General features: G+C 70.8%; 19 protein-coding genes and 1 pseudogene. 10 read left to right on the forward strand and 10 right to left on the reverse strand.

Annotated features, from left to right (window positions below):
* Window positions 1-101: 101 nt before the first annotated feature.
* The 3 genes from dhaM to dhaK all read right to left on the reverse strand — a co-directional run bounded on the left by dhaM (window position 102) and on the right by dhaK (window position 2,212).
* On the reverse strand, window positions 102-515 hold the full coding sequence (gene dhaM, locus ACOKM3_RS36405) for a dihydroxyacetone kinase phosphoryl donor subunit DhaM (protein WP_426905517.1): 414 nt from the start codon (window positions 513-515) through the stop codon (window positions 102-104).
* Complete coding sequence (gene dhaL / locus ACOKM3_RS36410) at window positions 512-1,132, reverse strand: dihydroxyacetone kinase subunit DhaL (protein WP_426905518.1); 621 nt, start codon at window positions 1,130-1,132, stop codon at window positions 512-514. The genes dhaM and dhaL overlap by 4 nt, the downstream gene beginning before the upstream one ends.
* 87 nt (window positions 1,133-1,219) lie before the next feature.
* On the reverse strand, window positions 1,220-2,212 hold the full coding sequence (gene dhaK / locus ACOKM3_RS36415; RefSeq protein WP_426905519.1) for a dihydroxyacetone kinase subunit DhaK: 993 nt from the start codon (window positions 2,210-2,212) through the stop codon (window positions 1,220-1,222).
* 270 nt (window positions 2,213-2,482) lie between these two features.
* Here dhaK and ACOKM3_RS36420 point away from each other — a divergent pair, with 270 nt between their 5' ends.
* Window positions 2,483-3,577 carry a glycoside hydrolase family 43 protein gene (locus tag ACOKM3_RS36420; protein WP_426905520.1) on the forward strand — a complete coding sequence of 365 codons (1,095 nt, stop codon included), beginning with the start codon at window positions 2,483-2,485 and terminating at the stop codon, window positions 3,575-3,577.
* Between the two features lie 15 nt (window positions 3,578-3,592).
* On the opposite strand, the gene ACOKM3_RS36425 is transcribed toward ACOKM3_RS36420, so the two are convergent.
* On the reverse strand, window positions 3,593-4,654 hold the full coding sequence (locus ACOKM3_RS36425; RefSeq protein WP_426905521.1) for a PucR family transcriptional regulator: 1,062 nt from the start codon (window positions 4,652-4,654) through the stop codon (window positions 3,593-3,595).
* A 187-nt stretch (window positions 4,655-4,841) separates the two neighbouring features.
* On the opposite strand from ACOKM3_RS36425, the gene ACOKM3_RS36430 reads away from it, so the two are divergent.
* The 3 genes from ACOKM3_RS36430 (at window position 4,842) to ACOKM3_RS36440 (ending at window position 7,781) form a co-directional block, all read left to right on the forward strand.
* Complete coding sequence (locus tag ACOKM3_RS36430) at window positions 4,842-5,357, forward strand: hypothetical protein (protein ID WP_426905522.1); 516 nt, start codon at window positions 4,842-4,844, stop codon at window positions 5,355-5,357.
* A 143-nt stretch (window positions 5,358-5,500) separates the two neighbouring features.
* Window positions 5,501-6,949, forward strand: coding sequence for a flotillin family protein (locus tag ACOKM3_RS36435; RefSeq protein WP_426905523.1), 1,449 nt, complete (start codon window positions 5,501-5,503; stop codon window positions 6,947-6,949).
* A gap of 220 nt (window positions 6,950-7,169) precedes the next feature.
* Window positions 7,170-7,781, forward strand: coding sequence for a TetR/AcrR family transcriptional regulator (locus tag ACOKM3_RS36440; RefSeq protein WP_426905524.1), 612 nt, complete (start codon window positions 7,170-7,172; stop codon window positions 7,779-7,781).
* 3 nt (window positions 7,782-7,784) lie between these two features.
* On the opposite strand, the gene ACOKM3_RS36445 is transcribed toward ACOKM3_RS36440, so the two are convergent.
* Window positions 7,785-8,405, reverse strand: a complete 621-nt coding sequence (locus ACOKM3_RS36445) for a TetR/AcrR family transcriptional regulator (RefSeq protein WP_426905525.1) — start codon at window positions 8,403-8,405, stop codon at window positions 7,785-7,787.
* Window positions 8,406-8,486: 81 nt separating this feature from the next.
* Between ACOKM3_RS36445 and ACOKM3_RS36450 the strand changes: the two genes are divergently transcribed.
* The gene (locus ACOKM3_RS36450; RefSeq protein WP_426905526.1) at window positions 8,487-9,659 is read left to right on the forward strand and encodes an FAD-dependent monooxygenase; all 1,173 of its coding nucleotides are present in this window, start codon (window positions 8,487-8,489) and stop codon (window positions 9,657-9,659) included.
* 63 nt (window positions 9,660-9,722) lie between these two features.
* On the opposite strand, the gene ACOKM3_RS36455 is transcribed toward ACOKM3_RS36450, so the two are convergent.
* The 4 genes from ACOKM3_RS36455 to ACOKM3_RS36470 form a co-directional block, all read right to left on the reverse strand.
* Window positions 9,723-10,523: a GntR family transcriptional regulator gene (locus tag ACOKM3_RS36455; protein ID WP_426905527.1), complete on the reverse strand. Its 801-nt coding sequence runs from the start codon at window positions 10,521-10,523 to the stop codon at window positions 9,723-9,725.
* Window positions 10,524-10,564: 41 nt separating this feature from the next.
* Window positions 10,565-11,398 carry a sulfite exporter TauE/SafE family protein gene (locus ACOKM3_RS36460; protein ID WP_426905528.1) on the reverse strand — a complete coding sequence of 278 codons (834 nt, stop codon included), beginning with the start codon at window positions 11,396-11,398 and terminating at the stop codon, window positions 10,565-10,567.
* On the reverse strand, window positions 11,395-12,882 hold the full coding sequence (locus ACOKM3_RS36465; RefSeq protein WP_426905529.1) for an MBL fold metallo-hydrolase: 1,488 nt from the start codon (window positions 12,880-12,882) through the stop codon (window positions 11,395-11,397). Before ACOKM3_RS36465 ends, ACOKM3_RS36460 begins: the two co-directional genes overlap by 4 nt.
* Window positions 12,883-12,944: 62 nt before the next feature.
* A complete protein-coding gene (locus ACOKM3_RS36470; protein ID WP_426905530.1) occupies window positions 12,945-14,147 on the reverse strand; it encodes an NAD(P)/FAD-dependent oxidoreductase in 1,203 nt (400 codons plus the stop codon).
* 291 nt (window positions 14,148-14,438) lie between these two features.
* Between ACOKM3_RS36470 and ACOKM3_RS36475 the strand changes: the two genes are divergently transcribed.
* The 3 genes from ACOKM3_RS36475 (at window position 14,439) to ACOKM3_RS36485 (ending at window position 16,584) form a co-directional block, all read left to right on the forward strand.
* Window positions 14,439-15,593, forward strand: coding sequence for a mandelate racemase/muconate lactonizing enzyme family protein (locus ACOKM3_RS36475; RefSeq protein ID WP_426905531.1), 1,155 nt, complete (start codon window positions 14,439-14,441; stop codon window positions 15,591-15,593).
* 72 nt (window positions 15,594-15,665) lie between these two features.
* The gene (locus ACOKM3_RS36480) at window positions 15,666-16,052 is read left to right on the forward strand and encodes a VOC family protein (RefSeq protein WP_426905532.1); all 387 of its coding nucleotides are present in this window, start codon (window positions 15,666-15,668) and stop codon (window positions 16,050-16,052) included.
* 94 nt (window positions 16,053-16,146) lie between these two features.
* On the forward strand, window positions 16,147-16,584 hold the full coding sequence (locus ACOKM3_RS36485) for a VOC family protein (RefSeq protein ID WP_005474438.1): 438 nt from the start codon (window positions 16,147-16,149) through the stop codon (window positions 16,582-16,584).
* On the opposite strand, the pseudogene ACOKM3_RS36490 reads toward ACOKM3_RS36485, so the two are convergent.
* Window positions 16,583-16,699: pseudogene (locus ACOKM3_RS36490) on the reverse strand (IS110 family transposase); the annotation flags it as partial. The gene ACOKM3_RS36485 and the pseudogene ACOKM3_RS36490 overlap by 2 nt on opposite strands.
* A 284-nt stretch (window positions 16,700-16,983) precedes the next feature.
* Between ACOKM3_RS36490 and ACOKM3_RS36495 the strand changes: the two are divergent.
* Entirely contained in the window at window positions 16,984-18,363 is a 1,380-nt protein-coding gene (locus ACOKM3_RS36495) for a C1 family peptidase (protein WP_426905533.1), read from the forward strand.
* Window positions 18,364-18,513: 150 nt separating this feature from the next.
* Window positions 18,514-19,053, forward strand: coding sequence for a flavin reductase (locus ACOKM3_RS36500; RefSeq protein WP_426905534.1), 540 nt, complete (start codon window positions 18,514-18,516; stop codon window positions 19,051-19,053).
* The last annotated feature ends 3 nt before the right edge of the window (window positions 19,054-19,056 follow it).

Consider the following 19,056-nt stretch of genomic DNA (forward strand, 5'->3'; position numbering starts at 1 on the left):
ATTTCCTCAAGGGGTTCGCGCCAAGAGGTCTGTACCAAAGGCTCGTTGAGGGGGCCGGGCGATGGTGGGACGCGGTCAATGGGAGGCGGTACCTCGCTCCTTCATTCCTTCCGGTACGTGTACGCCTCGGAGGCCGCCGCGGCGACCGCGTCCAGGTCCGCTCCGGTGGAGGCGGTGACGACCGCCGCAATCGCACCCTCCACGAAGGGGGCGTCCACCAGGCGCGTGCCGTCAGGGAGTTCGTCGCCCTCGGCCAGCAGCGCCTTCACCGTCAGCACGGCGCTGCCGAGGTCGACGAGGACCGCGACACCCGCACCCCGGTCGACCTCCGCGGCGGCCGCGGAGATCAGCTCGGAGCTGGTGCCGAGGCCGCCGTCCTCCGTGCCGCCCGCCGCCGCGACGGGCGCGGTGTCGCCGCCCCCGGAGAGCCCGGCCGCGAGCCGCGCCACGGACTCGGCGACGTCCTTGCTGTGCGAGACGAGCACGATGCCGACGGGCTTGTCGAGTGCGCTCATGCGCCCGCCCCCGCATCGGCGATCGCCGTCTCGGCCAGGGCGGCGATCAGAAGCGCCGACGACGTGGCGCCCGGATCCTGGTGCCCGATGCTGCGCTCACCGAGGTAACTCGCCCGCCCCTTGCGGGCCTGGAGCGGGGTCGTGGCCTCGGCCCCGTGCTCGGCCGCGGAGCGCGCCGCGACGAAGTCCCCGTCGCCGAGCGCCTCCACCGCCGGCACGAGGGCGTCGAGCATCGTCTTGTCACCGGGCGCGGCGCCGCCGAGCGCGGCGACGGCGTCGACCCCGGCCTTCAGCGCCTGCGCGAAGTCCGCCTCGCCGACCTCGGCCGCATCGCCCAGCGCCTTGCCGGTGCGTCGCAGCAGCGTCCCGTACAGCGGCCCCGATGCGCCGCCCACCGTCGAGATCAACTGCCGTCCGGCCAGGGTGAGTACGGCCCCCGGGGTGTCCGGCGCGTCCTTGTCGAGGGTGTCGCGCACGGCGTTGAACCCGCGCTGCAGATTGCTGCCGTGGTCCGCGTCGCCGATCGGTGAGTCGAGTTCGGTGAGCCGGTCGGCCTCGCGGTCCACGGCCGCGGCGGCCAGTGTCAGCCAGCGCCGGAAGAAGTCGGCGTCGAGCACGTGATCTCCTTGCTGTTCAGGTTCATTGATGTGACGAGGTACCAGGGCGCGACCTTTGCATGCCCCAGCTGCACGTACACGCCCGAGCTACATACCCCAGCGGAGCCCGGCCGTGCTGACCGGTGCGTCCCACAGGCGTAGCAGCTCCTCGTCGGCCTGGCAGATGGTGACGGAGGCGCCGGCCATGTCGAGCGAGGTGACGTAGTTCCCGACGAGCGTGCGGGCGACGGGCACGCCGCGCTCCTCCAGCACCCGCTGCACCTCGGCGTTGAACCCGTAGAGCTCGAGCAGCGGGGTGGCACCCATCCCGTTGACCAGCACGAGCACGGGGCTGCTGGGGTTGAGGTCCTCCAGCACGACGTTCACGGAGTAGTCCGCGATCTCCCCGGACGTCATCATGGAACGCCGCTCCCGGCCCGGCTCGCCGTGGATCCCGATCCCCAACTCCAGCTCGCCGGACGGCAGATCGAAGGTGGGCGCGCCCTTGGACGGAGTGCTGCACGCGCTCAATGCGACGCCGAAACTCCGCGCGTTCTCGTTGACCTGCCGGGCGATCGCCTCGACGCGCTCCAGCGGCTGCCCCTCCTCGGCGGCGGCGCCGGCGATCTTCTCGACGAACAGGGTCGCCCCGGTGCCGCGCCGCCCCGCGGTGTAGAGGGAGTCGGTGACGGCGACGTCGTCGTTGACGAGCACCTTGGCGACCTGGACGCCCTCGTCCTCGGCGAGCTCGGCGGCCATGTCGAAGTTCAGCACGTCACCCGTGTAGTTCTTCACGATGAACAACACACCGGCGCCGCTGTCCACCGCGGCGGCGGCCCGCACCATCTGATCCGGCACGGGCGAGGTGAACACCTCACCGGGACAGGCCGCGGCGAGCATCCCGGGACCGACGAACCCGCCGTGCAGCGGCTCGTGCCCGGACCCGCCCCCCGACACCAACGCCACCTTCCCGGCCACCGGCGCGTCCCGCCGCACGATCACCCGGTTCTCGACGTCCACGTTCAGTTCGGGGTGGGCGGCGGCCATCCCCCGCAGGGCGTCGGGGACGACCGTCTCGGCTACGTTGATCAGCATTTTCACTGGTACCTCCGGGTGGCGTTAGCAGGGTGGTGCTCGTCGACGTCTTCCGGTCCCTCGCCAGTATCGATGGCGTGGCCTGGTTGGGCACCCGTTGCGACCCGAACCCGCGTGGCAGCCGTCGGGGCCTGGAGCGGTAAACGTTGGAGCAACACGCGCCGTGTGCTCGCCGTTTGGTGGTGCTGTTGACTTGTCACGTGGCCTTCGGGAGCCTGTGACGGCGTACTTCCAACGATGTAATGCATGCATTCACGACGCTGGAGGAAAGAGTCCATGAAACGCTTTAGACGCTCCGTCAGTTTCGGTGCTCTCGCGCTGGCGGGGGCGCTCGCCTTGCCGCTGTCGTGGTCAGGCGCAGCGCAGGGAGCGCCCGCCGCGCGAGCGGACGGGGCGCTGGGTGCGACGGGCCTCAAGGGGGCGGATCCCAGTGTGCTGCGCGTCGGCGACACCTACGTCGCCGTCAAGTCGGCCGATGGCGGCATCCTCGTACGGCAGGCGTCGTCACTGGACGGCCTCGCGTCCGCGCCCGCCAAGAAGGTGTGGTCGGACACCGGCGATCTGGGGGAGGTGTGGACGCCGGAAGTCGTGCGGGACGGCGGGCGGTACTACATCTACTTCTCCGCCGGGCGCAGCGCCGCCCACCGCATGTACGTCATCAGCTCCGCGAGCCCCGACAGCGGCTACACGGCGGCGAAGAAGCTGGCGCTGCCGGACGACAAGTGGGCCATCGACGGGACCCTGTTCACCTTCCAGGGGCAGCGCTGGTTCGTCTGGTCGGGCTGGGCCGGTGACACCAACGTCGAGCAGAACCTGTACATCGCCCGCATGAGCGACCCGACCACGCCGACCGGGAAGCGGTCCGTCATCTCGCAGCCGCGGGAGAGCTGGGAGCGCGTGGTCGGCGACCCGTACATCAACGAGGCCCCCGAGGCCATCAAGGACCCGAACGGGCAGCTGCACGTCGTCTACTCCGCCAACGGCAGCTGGAGCAACCAGTACTGCCTGGCCGACCTGCGGCTGCGGGCCGGCGGGGACCCCACGTACGTATGGGACTGGTACAAGTCGAACGGCTGCCTGTTCGGCTCGCACCGCGAGACGATGATGTCCGGCTGGGATCCGACGCCGCACGTCGACGGACCGGGCCATCACACCTTCGCCCTGCGGGACGGTGACATCAACACCAGCCCGCCGGCCGGGAACAAGGTCCCCTTCATGTTCCACGCCGTGGCGAAGGGGACGCCGTACGCCTGGGAGAACCGCTACTGGTACTCGGGTTCGTTCGTCTGGTGGGGCGACACCACCTACCGGCGGGCCGATGTCCCCGGCGCCGAGACGAACACCGGGTGGAGCCTCAAGTTCTTCGAGTGACGTTGAGGAGTCGTGTCAGGCGGCGTCCGCAGGCCAGTCCAGGAGGCGGGCGCCGATCACCGCGGTCTGCAACGTGTAGCGGTCGGCCGGGACCGCCGGGTCGATGCCGGTGAGCTGGTGGATACGGGCGAGGCGATACGTGAACGCCCGTACGCTGAGCGAAAGTTGGCGTGCCGCCTCAGCCGACACGCAGCCGGCGTCGAAGTACGCCATGAGCGTGTCGACCAGCGGCTGGGCGCCGCCCCGTGCCTGGTTCAGCGGCCCGAGCGTGTGGTGGACCAGGTCGGTCATGGCCTGCCGGTCGCGGGTGAGGACGGGGTAGACGAGGAGGTCGGCCGAGCGCAGCACCGGGGTGTCGAGGCCGAGGCGGGTGGCCAGGTCCAGTGCGCTCAGCGCCTCCTCGTAGGACTGGACGACGCCGCCCGGGCCCGACTGCGGGCGGCCGATGGCGACCTGGCTTCCCTCGACGGCGGCGTACGCCTGCTTGGCGAAGTAGGTGAGGACCTCGCTCTGGTCGCCGGGGGCGATGCAGACGAGCCGCCCTTCCTTGGTGGTCAGCAGGATGTTCCGGTTGCCGAAGCGGGCGATCACCGCGCGTTCGATCTCGCGCGCGACGGTGTCGCCCTCCTCGTACGCGCCGTCGCCGCGGGCCACCGCTATCGCGTGCTCGCCGGACAGCCGCAGCCCGAAACGCTCGGCGCGTTCGGCGAGTTTGCCCAGGTCGCTGCGGCCGTAGAGCAGGTCGTCGATGAACTCGCGGCGGGCCGCCTCTTCCCGGCGCATGGTCTGCCGCTGCGCGCGCTCGTAGCCCTCGGCGAACGCGTCGATGGCCTGGGCGCTTGCTGTCACGACGGCGTCGACCGTCACCCTGGTGCCTATGTTGCCGGTGTGCGTCCGCGCGAGGTGGGCGGCGACCAGGGCCCGCAGCCCGAGCCCGGCCTCCGCGGCGCGCTCGCCCAGCGCGCGGCGCGCGTCGAGTTCGTCCCGGGTCAGCCGGCGTCCGGTGGCGGAGGCGTCGGCCACCGCGTGGACGTACCCGTCCAGATACTCGTCGGGAACGTCCTGCTGCGACGCCATGCCCACCCCCATGTGTGATGCCGTGTGATGCCGTGTGCTCCCTGTTCCTCCGCATTCTTAACGGATGAGCAGGCAGGCATCAAAATCGCGTAAAGATTGCCGGAAACCGGCAGTTACGTGAAGTGGTTGCCCATGACAACATCCGTGGCAGGCAAGCCGAACAGGGTCTGACGAGGGGGCGAGTGGCATGACGTGGTTTCTCGGCCTCGGTATCGCGGGAGTGGTGCTGCTCGTGCTGTCCCTGGTGCTGGACGGGGTCCTGGAGGGGCTGTTCGACGGGGTCGGGGCCCTGGACGGGCTCTTCGACGGACTGCTGTCGCTGCCCGTGATCGCGGGCTTCGTGTCGATGCTCGGGTTCGGCGGCGCGATCGTGCTCGGCACCACCGACCTCGGTGCCGGTCCCGCCACCGCCGTCGGTGCCGTCGCGGGGGGCGGCGCCGGCTGGCTGACGTGGAAGCTGACCCGCGCGCTGATGCTGGACCAGACCGCGGTGACACCCCGCGGCGACGACCTCGTCGGCAGCGCGGGCACCGTGGTGACCGCCATCCCGGTCGACGGATACGGCGAGGTGCTGCTGCAACTCGCGGGCCAGCCGACGAAGTTCTCGGCGAAGAGCGCGATCGCGGTCGCCCGCGGGGCCGAGGTGTGGGTGGCGGACATCCTGTCGCCGACCTCGGTCGAGGTCCGCGCGGTCGACCGCTGACAGCTGACGACTGACCGCTACCGCTACCGCTACCGCTACCGCTACCGCTGACGGCTGACCTGGCCTGACAGCCGTACGAACCATTACGAAACCGACTGCCGTCTCCCTCTCCCGGGAGGCGAGGGGCAGAGGGGGAAACCATCATGAGCCCTGTCACCATCGCCGTGGCCGGAGTCGTCGTACTCCTGGTCCTGCTGGCGCTCGTCGTCATCACCCGCTACAAGGTCGCCGGTCCCAGCGAGGCGTTCATCGTCACCGGGCGGCGCGGCAAGAAGTCCACCGATCCGGAGACGGGTCACGTCATCACCGACAACAGCGGCCAGAAGGTCGTGGTCGGCGGCGGCGTCTTCGTCGTCCCGTTCGTGCAGCAGAAGTTCACGCTCGAATTGTCCTCGCGGCACATCCCCGTCGCGGTGCGCGGCGCGGTCACCCTGCGCGGGGTGAAGGCGAACCTCGAAGGCGTCGCGATCGTCAAGGTCGGCGGCACCGAGGACTCGATCCGGGCCGCCGCCCAGCGCTTCCTGATGCAGCAGGACGGCATCGTCGGCTTCACGCAGGAAGTGCTGTCCGGCGCGCTGCGCTCCATCGTCGGGCGGATGTCGGTGGAGGACGTCATCCGCGACCGGGCCGCGTTCGCCGGGCAGGTCGCCGAGGAGGCGGAGGCGTCACTGTCCGGACAGGGCCTGGTCCTGGACGCGTTCCAGATCCAGGACATCACCACCGAGGGCTCCTACCTGGAGGACCTGGGCCGGCCCGAGGCCGCCCGCGCCAAGCAGGAGGCCGACATCGCCGAGGCCGTCGCGCGCCGTGCTTCCGAGCAGGCGCGGCTGAAGGCCGAGGAGGAGATCGCGATCGCGCAGCGCACGTTCGCGCTGAAGCAGGCCGAGATCAAGGCGGAGACCGACCGGGCCGCCGCGCAGGCGAACGCCGCGGGTCCGCTCGCCGACGCGGCCCGGCAGCAGGAGGTGCTGACCGAGCAGGAGAAGGTCGCCCAGCGTCAAGCCGCCCTGACCGACCGGGAGTTGGACACGAAGGTCCGCAAGCCCGCCGACGCCGCCCGCTACCAGGCCGAGCAGGAGGCCGAGGCCCGCCGGATCGGTCTGGTCAAGCAGGCCGAGGCGGACGCCCAGCGGGCCCGCCTGACCGGTGAGGGCGAGAAGGCGCACCGCGCCGCGCTCGCGGACGCCGTCCGTCTGGAGGGTGAGTCCGAGGCGGCGGCGATCGGGGCGAAGGGGGCCGCGGAGGCCGAGGCCATGCAGAAGAAGGCCGACGCGTATCGGCAGTACGGCGACGCGGCCGTGCTCCAGATGCTGGTCGAGGTGCTGCCGCAGGTCGTCGCCAAGGCGTCCGAACCGCTGGCCGCCGTCGACAAGATGACGGTGATCTCCACGGACGGGGCGAGCCAGCTGTCCCGCACGGTCGCCGACAACGTCGCCCAGGGCGTCGAACTCCTCAACTCCACCACGGGTGTTGACCTCGCCGCGCTGCTGAAGAACATCACCGGGGCGAAGAGTGCGACGGTGCCTGCCCCGAAGCAGGCCGAGCCGGCCGGCGCCGCGTCGGCGAACGGCCACATCGAGATCACGGACTGACCGGTTCGAGCCGTGCACCGCGACTTAACGTTCGTTAGGCGCGGTGCACGAGCACCCCCGGGCGGCAGGTGCAGGGTGTGTGCTTCCTGCACCCGTCGCCCGACTTCCACTGCGGGCTCGGCGCCGAGGACACGCGGCGCTACGATGACGGCTCCGTCGCCGGTTGTACGAATGTTCAGTTGCGGTGGACGGACCGGGCGGCCCAGCAGATCGGAGCATCGTGTCCACTCGACCCGCAGGTCACAAGGCCATCATCGAGGCCGCCCGCGAAGAGTTCTCCGAGCAGGGCTACGGGGCCACGTCGATCCGCGACATCGCGAAGCGTGCCGGAGTCAGCCTGTCCGCGCTGTACTACTACTACAAGGGCAAGCAGGACCTGCTCGTCGCGATCCTCGAAGAGGGCCTCGACGCCTACTTCGGCGCCTGCGGCACCGCCCTCGAAGAGGCCGGCGACGACCCCGCGGAGCAGCTGGAGGCCCTGGTCACCGCGACGGTGCAGTTCCGCATCGAGCACCCGGTCAAGAGCAGCATCGTCCTGACCGAGGGCCGCAGCCTGGAACCCGAACACCTCGCCCGCTACCGCAAGAACGAGGAACGCGGCACGCAACAGTTCCGCGAGGTCATCGAACGCGGCGTCGCCGACGGCGTGTTCCTGACCCCGCACCCCGACGACGCCCGCCGCGCGGTCATCGCCATGTGCAACGCCATCGCCCAGTGGTACCGCACCGACGGCGAGGTGACCCCCGACGAACTCGTCGAACGGTACGTGTCGTTGGCGCTGACGGTGGTGGAGTACCGGCCGCGTTCGGTGCGGCGGGCGACACGCGGGTAGTGCCTACCGCAGGGCCGCTGTCACGAGCCCTTCCAGGGCCTCGCGTGGTACCTCGCCGCCGCTCACGAGGCGGTCGAAGATCAGGCCGTCGATGCAGGACAGCAGCGTGTGCGTGCGGGTCTCGACGTCTGGGGCGCCGTGTGCGGTGAGGAACGTGCGAACCGCTTCGCGGCCGGCGTTCTCGCGGGGGACGAGGATCTCCCGCAGTTCCGGGTCGCGCACGCTCTCGACGGCGCAGGCGTAGCGGGCCAGCGAGCGGCGGCGGCCCTCGCCGGTGAGGCGTTGGCGGGCCAGGAGTGTCATGCCGGTCACGACGTCGTCGGCGGTGTGCAGCGGGGCGAGTTGCTCCGCCGTCGACTGCAGTTCCGCCTGGTCGAGTTGGACGAGGCGGGTGACCAGGCCGGTGAGCAGGGCGGCCCGGGTGCGGAAGTACGCCGATGTGGTGCCTGTCGGCAGTGCCGCTCGGCGGTCCACCGCGCGGTGGGTGAGCCCGCGGATGCCTTCGTCGGCGAGTACGTCGAGTGCCGCGTCTGCGAGGAGGGTGCGGCGGTCCGTGAGTTCACCCGTGAGTTCATCCGTGAGTTCATCCGTGCGGCGGTCCGGTGTCTTGCGCGGTGTTGCCATGTCTCTTTTCTACACCTGTAGAGGGGCGGGTAGGGTTCGGCTTCTACAGGTGTAGAAGATGGAGTGGGGGAGGGGCTCGGTATGGGGAAGCGTGCGGTCGTCGTCGGGGGCGGAATCGGCGGGCTTGCTGCTGCTATCGGGCTGCGTCGTGTCGGCTGGGAGGTGATGGTCGTCGAGCGTGCGGTGGAGCTCGACGACGTGGGTGCAGGCATCTCGTTGGCCGCCAACGGGCTCCGGGCGCTGGACGAACTCGGCGTGGGGGAGGCGGTGCGGGCGGCCTCGCGGGGGCAGTACACCGGAGGTACGCGCACACCGGACGGCCGCTGGCTCGCCCGGATGGACGGTGCCGCGCTGGAGAAGGCGGTCGGCACACCCATCATGGGGATCCCGCGTGCCACCTTGCATCGGTTGTTGCGCGCCGCCTTGCCAGTCGAGGTACTGCTCGTCGGGCAGGAGGCCAGGGTGGTCCGGCAGTGCGGTCCCGAGGGGGTGCGGGTCGAGTGCGGCGACACGGTTCTGGAAGCTGATGTCATCGTGGCGGCCGATGGGGTCGGCAGCAAGGTTCGGGGGCTCCTTCTTCCTGCTCATCCCGGGCCCGTTCACAGTGGTTCGGCCGTTTTGCGTGCCATCACCGAGCAGGCGGTCGAGCTCCGCACCGACTTCGAGTTGACCTGGGGGCGCGGCGCCGAGTTCGGGCACATCGCCTTCCCCGACGGTCGCGCCGAATGGCACGCGGTGCTCAATCTCCCCACCGGTGTGCGGTTCGACGATCCGTTGGGCGAGCTGCGCCGTCGGTTCAGCACCTGGCACGAGCCGATTCGGGCGTTGCTCGATTCGACGAACCCCGGCGACGTGCTGCACCACGACGTCAACGAGCTGCGTACGCCGCTCCCTTCGTATGTCATCGGCTCCGTAGCACTGCTCGGTGACGCGGCGCACGCCATGACGCCGAACCTGGGGCAGGGGGCCTGCCAAGCGCTGGAGGACGCGGTCACCCTGGCCGCCGCCCTCGGCTCCGAGCCCACCGTGGAGGCCGCGCTCGCCCGGTACGACGCCGAACGCCGGCCCCGCAGCCAGGCCGTCGCCCGCGCCGCGCGCCAGGCCGGACGGATGGGGCAGCAGCTCGCCCACCCGCTGCCCGTCGCCCTGCGCAACACCGCGATGCGTCTGACGCCCTCCCGCGCTGCCGTACGCATGATCCTCCGGCATCACGACTGGACCCCACCGAGCCTCGGTAGTAAGGGAGTTGGCTAGCGTGCGGCCTCTGAGCCCCTGAAGGCGTGAGCCTTCGAAGACACCAGCCCTCGAAGCGGCCCGTCAGGGCGTCGGTACCGGCCCGCCCAGCCGGTAGCCGTCGTCGGCCGAGAACGCGGCGGCCACGGCGAAACGGTCCGCGCGGACCAGGGTCTGGCGCCACTCGACCTGGCGGTGGGCGGCGTCGTGACCGAGCCGGTCGATCGCGAACAGCGCGGTGGACTCGGCGCAGTCGAGCAGCGTGCGCTCCGCGCGGGTCGGCACCACGGCCCGGATCCGCTCCCAGCCGCCGCTGATGTGCGTACGGCAGTGGCGCTCCAGCTCGTCGTAGAGCGACGTGTGCGTGAAGTCGACCGACAGGAGCGGGCGGGCCACGTCCGCCGGGAGCCACACGCGGTCGACGGCGAGCGGCTCCCCGTCGGCGAGCCGCAGGCGTTCGAGGTGGACGAGGGGAGTGGACTCCTCCAGGCCGAGGCGGGCGGCGATGACACCGTCGGCACGCTCGTCGAGGCGCCGGACCACGCTGCGCTGGACGGCGCCGACCTCCTCGACGGAGCGGAAGAGGCTGTACGCCTCGCCGACCTTCTGCTCCAGCGGCCGGCTCGCCGCGAACCGTGACACCCTGCCCCGCTGCGCCGTGACCAGGCCCTCCGCGCGCAGCGTGCGCAGCGCCTCGCGGACGGTGTGCCTGCTGACCTGGTATTCGGCGACGAGGTCGTGCTCACCGGGGAAGACGTCCCGGAACTCGCCGTCCTCGAGTCGCCGCAACAGGTCGGCGCGGAGCTGGGACCACAGCGGCTTGCCCTTGGACCGGGTGAGCGGACGGGGGCCGGACTGTGAGCTGCTGGTGGGCACGGGATGCATGCTCGTCGATTTACGGAGTCGGTGCAAACCCCTGGGCGCGCTCACACGAAGGCGTCCACCAGCATGAACGCGGCCGTCGCGAGCAGCAGGACCGCGAACGCGCGCTGCAGCGTCGGCCCCGACAGCTTGGCCGCCAGCCGCCTGGCGTCCCACGCGCCGAGGATCGCGGCGCCGACGAAGGGGCCGAGCACCGCGGGATCGATGGAGCTGCCCTCGGCCGTCAGGCGCGTGGTGAGGGAGATGAGCGAGTTGAGGAGGGTGACGACGAGGCTGGTGCCGACGGCCACCCGCATCGGCAGCCGCAGCACGGACACCAGGGTGGGTACGGCGAGGAATCCGCCGCCCACCCCCAGCAGCCCGGTCACCGCGCCGAGCCCGGCCCCTGCCCCGGCGGTCCGTAGCGGGCCTGCCCGGCCGGCCTCGGTGGTAGCGGTGACCTTCGCTTCTGACTCTCGTACTTGTACGAGGACGGGGGCGGGCCCCGCCGCCGCCCGCACCGGCGCCTCCTCACGGGTGCGGATGCCGCGCAGCATCACCGCCGCCGCCACCCCGGCCAGGACGGCGAACGCCCCGGTCAGCAGGTTCTGCGGCAGCCGGTGCGCGAGCATCGACGCCCCGACGGTCGGCACCGCGCCGACCGCCGCGAACAGGACGCCGGTCCGCCAGCGCACGGTTCCGGTGCCCGCGTGCCGGGCGAGGGCCGTGGCGGAGGTGACGGTGACGATGACCAGGCTCGTGGTGCCCGCGTCGGCCGGATCGACGCCCAGCAGGTAGACGAGGGCCGGCACCGCGAGCACGCCACCGCCGCCACCCAGCCCGCCGAGGGCCAGGCCGACCACGGCGCCGCAGAGCACCGCGAGGATCAGGGTGTTCACGCGGGGACGCCGCCCCCGTCGGCCGGATGCTCGACCGGTCCGTGCCATGCGGCGAAGCCGCCGCGCAGGTCGTCGGCTTCGAAGCCGCGGGACCGGAGCACGGAGGCGGCCACGGACGACCGGTTGCCACTGGCGCAGAACACGATGAGCGGCTGATCCCGAAGCGGCGCCAACTCGCCGATGCGCGCCACGAGTTCGGGCAGTGGAATGGTGCGGGCGACCGGGAGCGTGCCGGTGTCGTGGATCTCGCCGGGCCCGCGTACGTCCAGCAGGATGAAGGGGCGGGTGGCTTCGGTGAGGCGGGCGGCGAGGGCTGCCGCCTCCACTCGGGGCGTCGACGTCATGTGCTCGGCGCTCAGGGAGTCGGCGGGCAGGGCGCCGAGGACCCGGTCGTATCCGATGCGGGCGAGGCGGTTGCGGGCCTCGCCCGCCGTGCCGGGGTCCCCGCACACGACGAGGTCGGCCCCGGCCGGGAGCACCTCGCCGCAGAGTTCGGCGAACCGGCCGCCGAGCGGAACGTTGACCGAGCCGGGCAGGTGCGCGGCGGCGAAGGAGTCGGGGGCCCGGGTGTCGAGGACGGTCGCGCCGTCGGCGACGGCCCGTCGTGCGGCGTCCGGGGTGAGCGCGGGGACGGGGGCGTCCTCGTCGAGCACCGGACGTGCCTCGCGGTTGCGCTCGGACGTGAACGAGAAGTAGGCGGGCGCCGCCGACTGGCCGGATGTCACGACCTCGACGAACGCGTCCTCGGACATGTCGGCCAGGGCGTAGTTGCTGAGGCGCTGGGTGCCGAGCGTGCAACTCAGCTCGGCCGACAGGTTCTTGCCGCAGGCGGAGCCGGCCCCGTGCGCGGGGAAGACGCGGGTCTCGTCGGGGAGGGTGAGCAGGCGCTCGCGGGTGGAGCGGTAGAGGGAGCGGGCCATGTCCTCGGCCGACCGGCCGCGTGCGCTGAGCAGATCGGGGCGGCCCACGTCGCCGATGAACAGGGTGTCGCCGGTGAGGACGCCGTAGGGGACGGGGTCGGCCGCGTGCTCGCGCACGACGACGCAGACCGACTCCGGGGTGTGTCCGGGGGTGTGCAGGATCTGGAGGTCGACCTCACCGAGGCCGAGGTGTTGGCCGTCGGCGAGGGGGTCGGTGTCGAAGCCGACGTCGGCGGCGGAGCCGTAGGAGATGGGAGCGCCGGTGCGTTCGGCCAGCTCCAGGTGGCCGGAGAGGAAGTCGGCGTGGACGTGGGTCTCGATGACGCGCTCGATGGTGAGGCCGTGGTGTGCGGCGGTGGCGAGGTACTCGTTGACATCGCGCTGGGGGTCGACCACGACGGCGCGGCCCGTGGTGCGGTCGCCGATGAGGTACGAGGCGTGCGAGAGGCAGTCGAGGTAGAACTGCACGAATATCAGCGGCCCGGTGCCGTCGTGTATGAGCGGCCCGGTGCCGTCGTGGGTGAGCGGTCCTGTGCCGTCGTGGGTGACGGATTCCTGAGGCATGACGGACTCCTTGGGCATGGCGGGCTCCCGGGTGATGGCGCTGCTCGGGGGAGGCGTGCTGGTCACGCGAGCCCGCGGAGCATGAGGTTCCAGTACAGGAACGGCAGACCGTGCCGCTTGAGGTACCACATGTCGGTGCGCTCGCGGACCGTGTCGATCAGCGGGATCGACGGGGCGGGCCGCCCGCTGTAGTCGAACTCGGCGAGCAGCATCTTGTTGCGGGCCGTGGTCAGCGGGCACGAGGAGTAGCCGTTGTAGACGGCGAGCGGCTCCCGACCGTGCGCCGTCGCGAGCAGGTTCTCGACGACCACGGGCGCCTGTTGGCGCACGGCCGCGCCGGTCTTGGAGTTGGGCGAGGAACCGGCGTCGCCGAGGGCCCAGATGTTGGGGTACCGGACGTGCCGCATCGTGTGCTTGTCGATCTCGACGTAGCCGGCCGGATGGGAGGCGTCCGCGAGCGGGCTGCGCTTGATCCAGTCCGGGGCGCTCTGCGGTGGTACGAGATGAGCCATGTCGTACGGGAGGGGCCTCTTGCTCCCCGTACCGATGTCGCTGACGACGACCTCGCGGGCCTCGGGACGGACCTCGGTGACCTCGCTGCCGTAGTGGACGTGGATGCCGTACCGGCGGGCCACGCCCTCCAAGACCCGCGCGAACTCGGGAACACCGAAGATGGTGTCCGTCGGAAGCACCAGGTGGATGTCCATCCGGCCGAGAACGCCCTCCCGGCGCCAGTGGTCGGCGGCGAGGTAGGCGATCTTCTGCGGGGCGCCGCCGCACTTGATGGCTCCGGGCGGCATGCCGAACACGGCGCTGCCCGAGCGGGTCTCGCGGATGAAACGCCAGGTCGCGGGCGCGGTGTGCGGAAGGTAGTTGCTGGAGAGCCCGTTCTGGCCGAGTCCGTCCGCGAGGCCGGGCACGCCGTCCCAGTCCAGCTGGATGCCGGCGCAGACCACGAGGTGGTCGTAGTGCACGACACCGCCGTCGTCGAGGGTCACCTCCTGGGCGTCCGGATCGATGGCGACCGCGGCGCGCCGGATCCACCGGACGCCCTTGGGTATCACGGACTTCTGCGGCCGGACGCTCTCCTTCAGCGGCGCCCGTCCGCCACCGACCAGCGTCCACAGCGGCTGGTAGTAGTGCCGCTCGCTCGGGTCGAGGACCGCGACGTCCCGCTCGCCGGCCCGACGGAGCCGCGCCGCGACCGAGATGCCGGCGGAGCCGCCGCCCACGATCACCGTCCGGTGGTGCTGTGTGGTCACCAAGGGAATCCCTCCCGTGAATGTACGTACATCTACGCTAGAGCGCTCGGCCGCTGACGTACAAGCGGCTGAAGGTGATCTGGCTCAAGTTGTACGTACATTAAGGGTGGGGTGAAGGAGGTGCCTGGGTCCGCGGGATTGATGTGCCGTGGGTATCGCGAGATCCAGAAAGAGTGTTGGACGCGAATCACCCGCAGCCGTAGCGTCCTCTCAACCCCCAGTGACTCCCTTCCAGAGGGCCCCCGCGGCCGACGCCGACGCCCGGCGGAAGTCGACGGACGGAGATCAGCAGCAATGACGTTGGACGACGCGCCGCCGATCATCGAGTCGATCGACATTCTGCGCGTGGCCATCCCCTACGACAGCGGGCGCCGGCGCCCCACCATCGCGGGGGACACGACACTGAACGCGGCCGCCGCGTCGGTGGAGCGCATGGAGTGCCTGCTGGTGAAGGTCGTCGACTCCGACGGGCGGACCGGCTGGGGCGAGGCGTTCGGGCACGCCGTGAACCCGGTGACGTTCGCCGCGCTGCGCGACCTGGTCGGCCCGCTGTACCTCGGCACGCCGGCCCGCCCCGGCGCGGCGCCGCAGGCGGACTACGCGCTGCACGCCTTCGGCCGTGCGGGGCCCGTGCTGTTCGCGCAGTCGGGGATCGACATCGCCCTGTGGGACCTCGCCGCGCAGCGCGCCGGACTTCCGCTGCGCCGACTGCTCAACTCGCACGCCGCCGACCAGGTCGAGTCGTACGCCAGCCTCATGGTGTACGACAACGAGCCGGAGGAGGTCGCCCGCCGCACGAAGTACGCAGCGGAGCAGGGGTTCCGCGGGATCAAGCTGCACGAGACCGAGTACGAGGCGATCGCCGCCGCGCGCGCCGTGCTGCCGGACGGCGTCGAGCTCATGGTGGACGTCAACTGCCCCTGGATACCGGACGAGGCCGAGCGCTGGACGCAACGGCTGCGGGACCTCGACCTGACCTGGCTGGAGGAGCCGGTCTTCCCGCCGGACGACGCGGCCGCCCTCGCCCGGCTGCGGGCCACCGGCGTCCCGGTCGCGACCGGCGAGAACGCCTCGGGGCCCGCCGGTTTCGCCGCGCTCTTCGCGCTCCGGGCCTGCGACGTGGCGCAGCCCAGCGTCTCGAAGATCGGCGGCATCAGCGGCCTCCTCGAGGTCGGCCTGCTGGCGAGGACACACGGCGTACGCGTCGTGCCGCACAACTTCGCCTTCGGACCGGCCACCCTCGCCACCGCCCAGTACCTGGCCGCGTACCAGCCCGCCACGCGCCTCGAAGTCCCGCTCGTGACCTGGCCGGTGCGGCTGCACGAGGCCCAGGCGTGGGAGCCCGTGACCCGCCTGTCCGACGCCCCCGGCCTCGGCTTCGCCCCCGACGGGCATGTCCTCGACGACCACCTGATCGACTCCGCGCGTCTCGTTCCTCCCGGCGAGTAGCCCTTGCCGTCGGGGTGCTGCTGGGCTAGGCAGTTCATGACCGCGCAACCGACAGGAACGGGGACCGTACCCATGCGAGTCAAAGCTCTCGATCACCTGGTGCTGAACGTGGCCGATGTCGACAAGTCGCTGGAGTTCTACGCCGGCCAACTGGGGCTCGCGCCCGAGAGGGTGGAGGAGTGGCGGGCGGGGAAGGTGCCGTTTCCGTCCGTGCGGATCGACGACAGCACGGTCATCGACCTGTTCGCCACCGAGCGGGTCGCGTCGAACGTCGATCACTTCTGTCTGGTCGTCGACCCGCTGGACTGGCAGGAGGTCATCGACTCGGGGGAGTTCGAGGTTCTGGAGGGGCCGGTGCCGCGGTGGGGTGCGCGGGGGCAGGCGCAGTCGGTGTACGTGAAGGACCCGGACGGGAACACCGTCGAACTGCGGTGGTATCCGCAGGACGTCGATTCCTAATGCCGTTTGTCAAGCCGCGGCGCACGCTCGAGGCAGCGGGCAGGAGGTGTCGGAGGAGCGCAGTACAGTCCGTTCATCCGACTGGGGAGGGCTCATGGGGACCAAGTGGAGCTTGACGATCGACTGCGCGTACCCGGGGAAGCTGGCCGCGTTCTGGGCGCTGGCGTTGGGCTACGAGGAGAAGCCCGCGCCCGCAGGGTTCGGGAGCTGGGAGGAGTGGTTCTCGCATCATGAGGTTCCGGAGGACGAGTGGGATGACGGGGCGTACCTCTCAGATCCGGACGGCGTGGGCCCCACCTTGTCCTTCCTGAAGGTGCCGGAGCCGAAGGTGGCGAAGAACCGGCTGCATATCGACGTGCAAGTTGGTGGCGGCCGTGAAACCCCGTGGGAGGTGCGCTGGCCGCGCGTGGTCGAGGCGGTGGAGCGGTTGACCGCTGCGGGCGCGACCGTGGTCCGCGAGGACGAGTTGCAGGGCAGGCCGGATCACGTGGTGATGGCAGACCCGGAAGGTAACGAGTTCTGCCTGGTCTGACGGTGTCGTCGCCGGTGCGCAAGGGGTGCAGGTCCCGGCGGACGCGGACCTGGTCTGCGATGACGGCGGCGTCCTTGACGTCGGTCTTGCCCTCGCCGCGGTAGCTCTGCGACGCGTCGCGACAGCAGCGGGCGGCCCATCGATGGAAGCCACAAGCGGCAGAAGGTTGAAAGCCACACCCGGAGCCCCTGGGTGGGTGAACCATACGAAGGGCTCACCGCCTCCCGCAGGACAACGTAGGGAGGGTTGAGCCGAGGGTCGAGTGGTGGAGCGACGACCATGAACGCCGGTCCGTTGACTGGGTAGAACGGCCGTGCGACGGTGAAAGCGCGTTGCCCCTTTTACCTGCCCAGGCCCCGTGCGAGCACGGGGCCGATTCAAGAATGGGAAGCGGACACTGTGACGCTCGGACATGCCCACACCTCTCAGACCACCGACGCTCCGGCCGACAGCGACCGCAGTCTCACTCCGGCCCAACTCGAGGCCTACGAGAAGGAGTTCGCCGCCCGCCCCGCGAACCGGCTGATGCAGAACGCCGTGACGCAGACGACGGTGGACGACATAGCCCTGGACCGGCGGATCGTCACCGCCATCGACCACTCGGTCTCGCACCACCTGGACGACTGGAAGGTCACCAACCAGAAGCGCAGCGGCCGCTGTTGGATGTTCGCGGGGCTCAATCTGCTGCGCGTCGGCGCCGCGGAGAAGCTCGGCGTGAAGGACTTCGAGTTCTCCCAGAACTATGTGCTGTGGTGGGACAAGTTCGAGCGCGCGAACCACTTCCTCGAGAGCGTCATCGACACCTCCGACCGCGACGTCGACGACCGTACGGTGGCGCATCTGCTCGGCGACCCGATCAGCGACGGCGGGCAGTGGAACATGTTCGTGGCGCTGGTCGCCAAGCACGGCCTGGTGCCCAAGTCGGCGATGCCGGAGACCGAGAGCTCGTCGGCGACCGGACCCATGAACCGGGCCCTGATGAGTCTGCTGCGGCAGGGCGCCCGTGATCTGCGGCGCGCCGCGGTCGAGGGTGCGGAGGCGCAGCGGGCCCGCAAGGCGGAGGTGCTCGGCGCCGTCCACCGCGTGCTCAGCATCCACCTCGGCACACCGCCGCAGACGTTCCTGTGGCAGTGGCGGGACAAGGACCAGGAGTTCCACCGCGAAGGCTGGATGACACCGACCGAGTTCGCCGAGGCGTACGTACAGATACCGCTCGACGAGTACGTGTGCCTCGTCCACGACCCGCGCGAGTCGAGCCCGGCGGGACGCACCTTCACCGTCGAGCACCTGGGCAATATCGTCGAGGCCCCGCCCGTGGTCTACCTCAACGCGGACATCGACCTGCTCAAGCGGCTCACCATGGAGGCCGTCGTGAGCGGCGAGCCCGTCTGGTTCGGCTGCGACGTCGCCCAGCAGATGCGCCCCGACCTCGGCATCTGGGACGCCGAGCTCTTCGACTACGAGTCCGTCTACGACGCGTCGTTCGAGCTCGACAAGGCCGACCGGCTCCTCCACCACGAGACCCAGATGACCCACGCGATGCTCTTCACCGGCGTCGACGTGGTGGACGGCGTGCCGCGCCGCTGGCGGGTCGAGAACAGCTGGGGCGAGGAGAAGGCCGACAAGGGCTTCTGGACCATGAACGACTCGTGGTTCGGCGAGCACGTCTTCGAGGTCGCGGTCCGCCGCTCCGCGCTTCCGCCGGAGCTCTCCGCCGCCCTCGACGAGCCGCCGATCGTGCTGCCCGCCTGGGACCCGATGGGCGCGCTCGCCGACTGACCGGATCGTCAGGGGAGCACCGGTGAGTCCGGGGTCAGGTCTTGGCGGAGTGTCAGCCCTGCGGGGAGCCAAGGCATAGGGGAAATCCTTAAGGGGACCGAAGGAACTCTCAATATCGCGGGCCACCTGCCGCGCCCTACGGTGACAGCCATGACACCCGTGACTCGCAGGGCAGCGGCGGACCAACTCACCTCGAACCAACGATCGTTCCGTGACGCGATGGCGAACCTCTCCGCAGGCGTCAACATCGTCACCACGGACGGACCGCGCGGACGCGCCGGCATCACGGTGAGCGCGGCCTGCTCCGTCACCGACGACCCGCCCACCATGCTCGTCTGCATCAACCGGTCGAGCCGCAGCCACGACCTGTTCACGGAGAACGGGCGGGTCTGCGTCAACGTCCTCGGCCCCGACCACGCCGACGTCGCCAAGGCCTTCGCGGGCGGCGTGCCCGCCGAGGAACGCTTCGCGGCCTGCGGCGACGTATGGGACCACACCATCGCCGATGTGCCGGTGCTCAAGGGCTCCGCCGCCTCGGTCGTCGGGCGCGTCACCGGCACCGCCGAACAGGGTTCGCACACCGTGATGTTCATCGAGGCGGAGCGGGTGCTCGTCGGGGAGGACGGGGCGGGCGCGCTGGTCTACTTCCGCCGCCGGTTCCACTCGATCCCCACGTCGCTGACCGCGTGACGG

Origin of the sequence: Streptomyces nidicola (genome assembly GCF_050106155.1) — a bacterium.
In the GTDB taxonomy this organism is placed as follows: domain Bacteria; phylum Actinomycetota; class Actinomycetes; order Streptomycetales; family Streptomycetaceae; genus Streptomyces.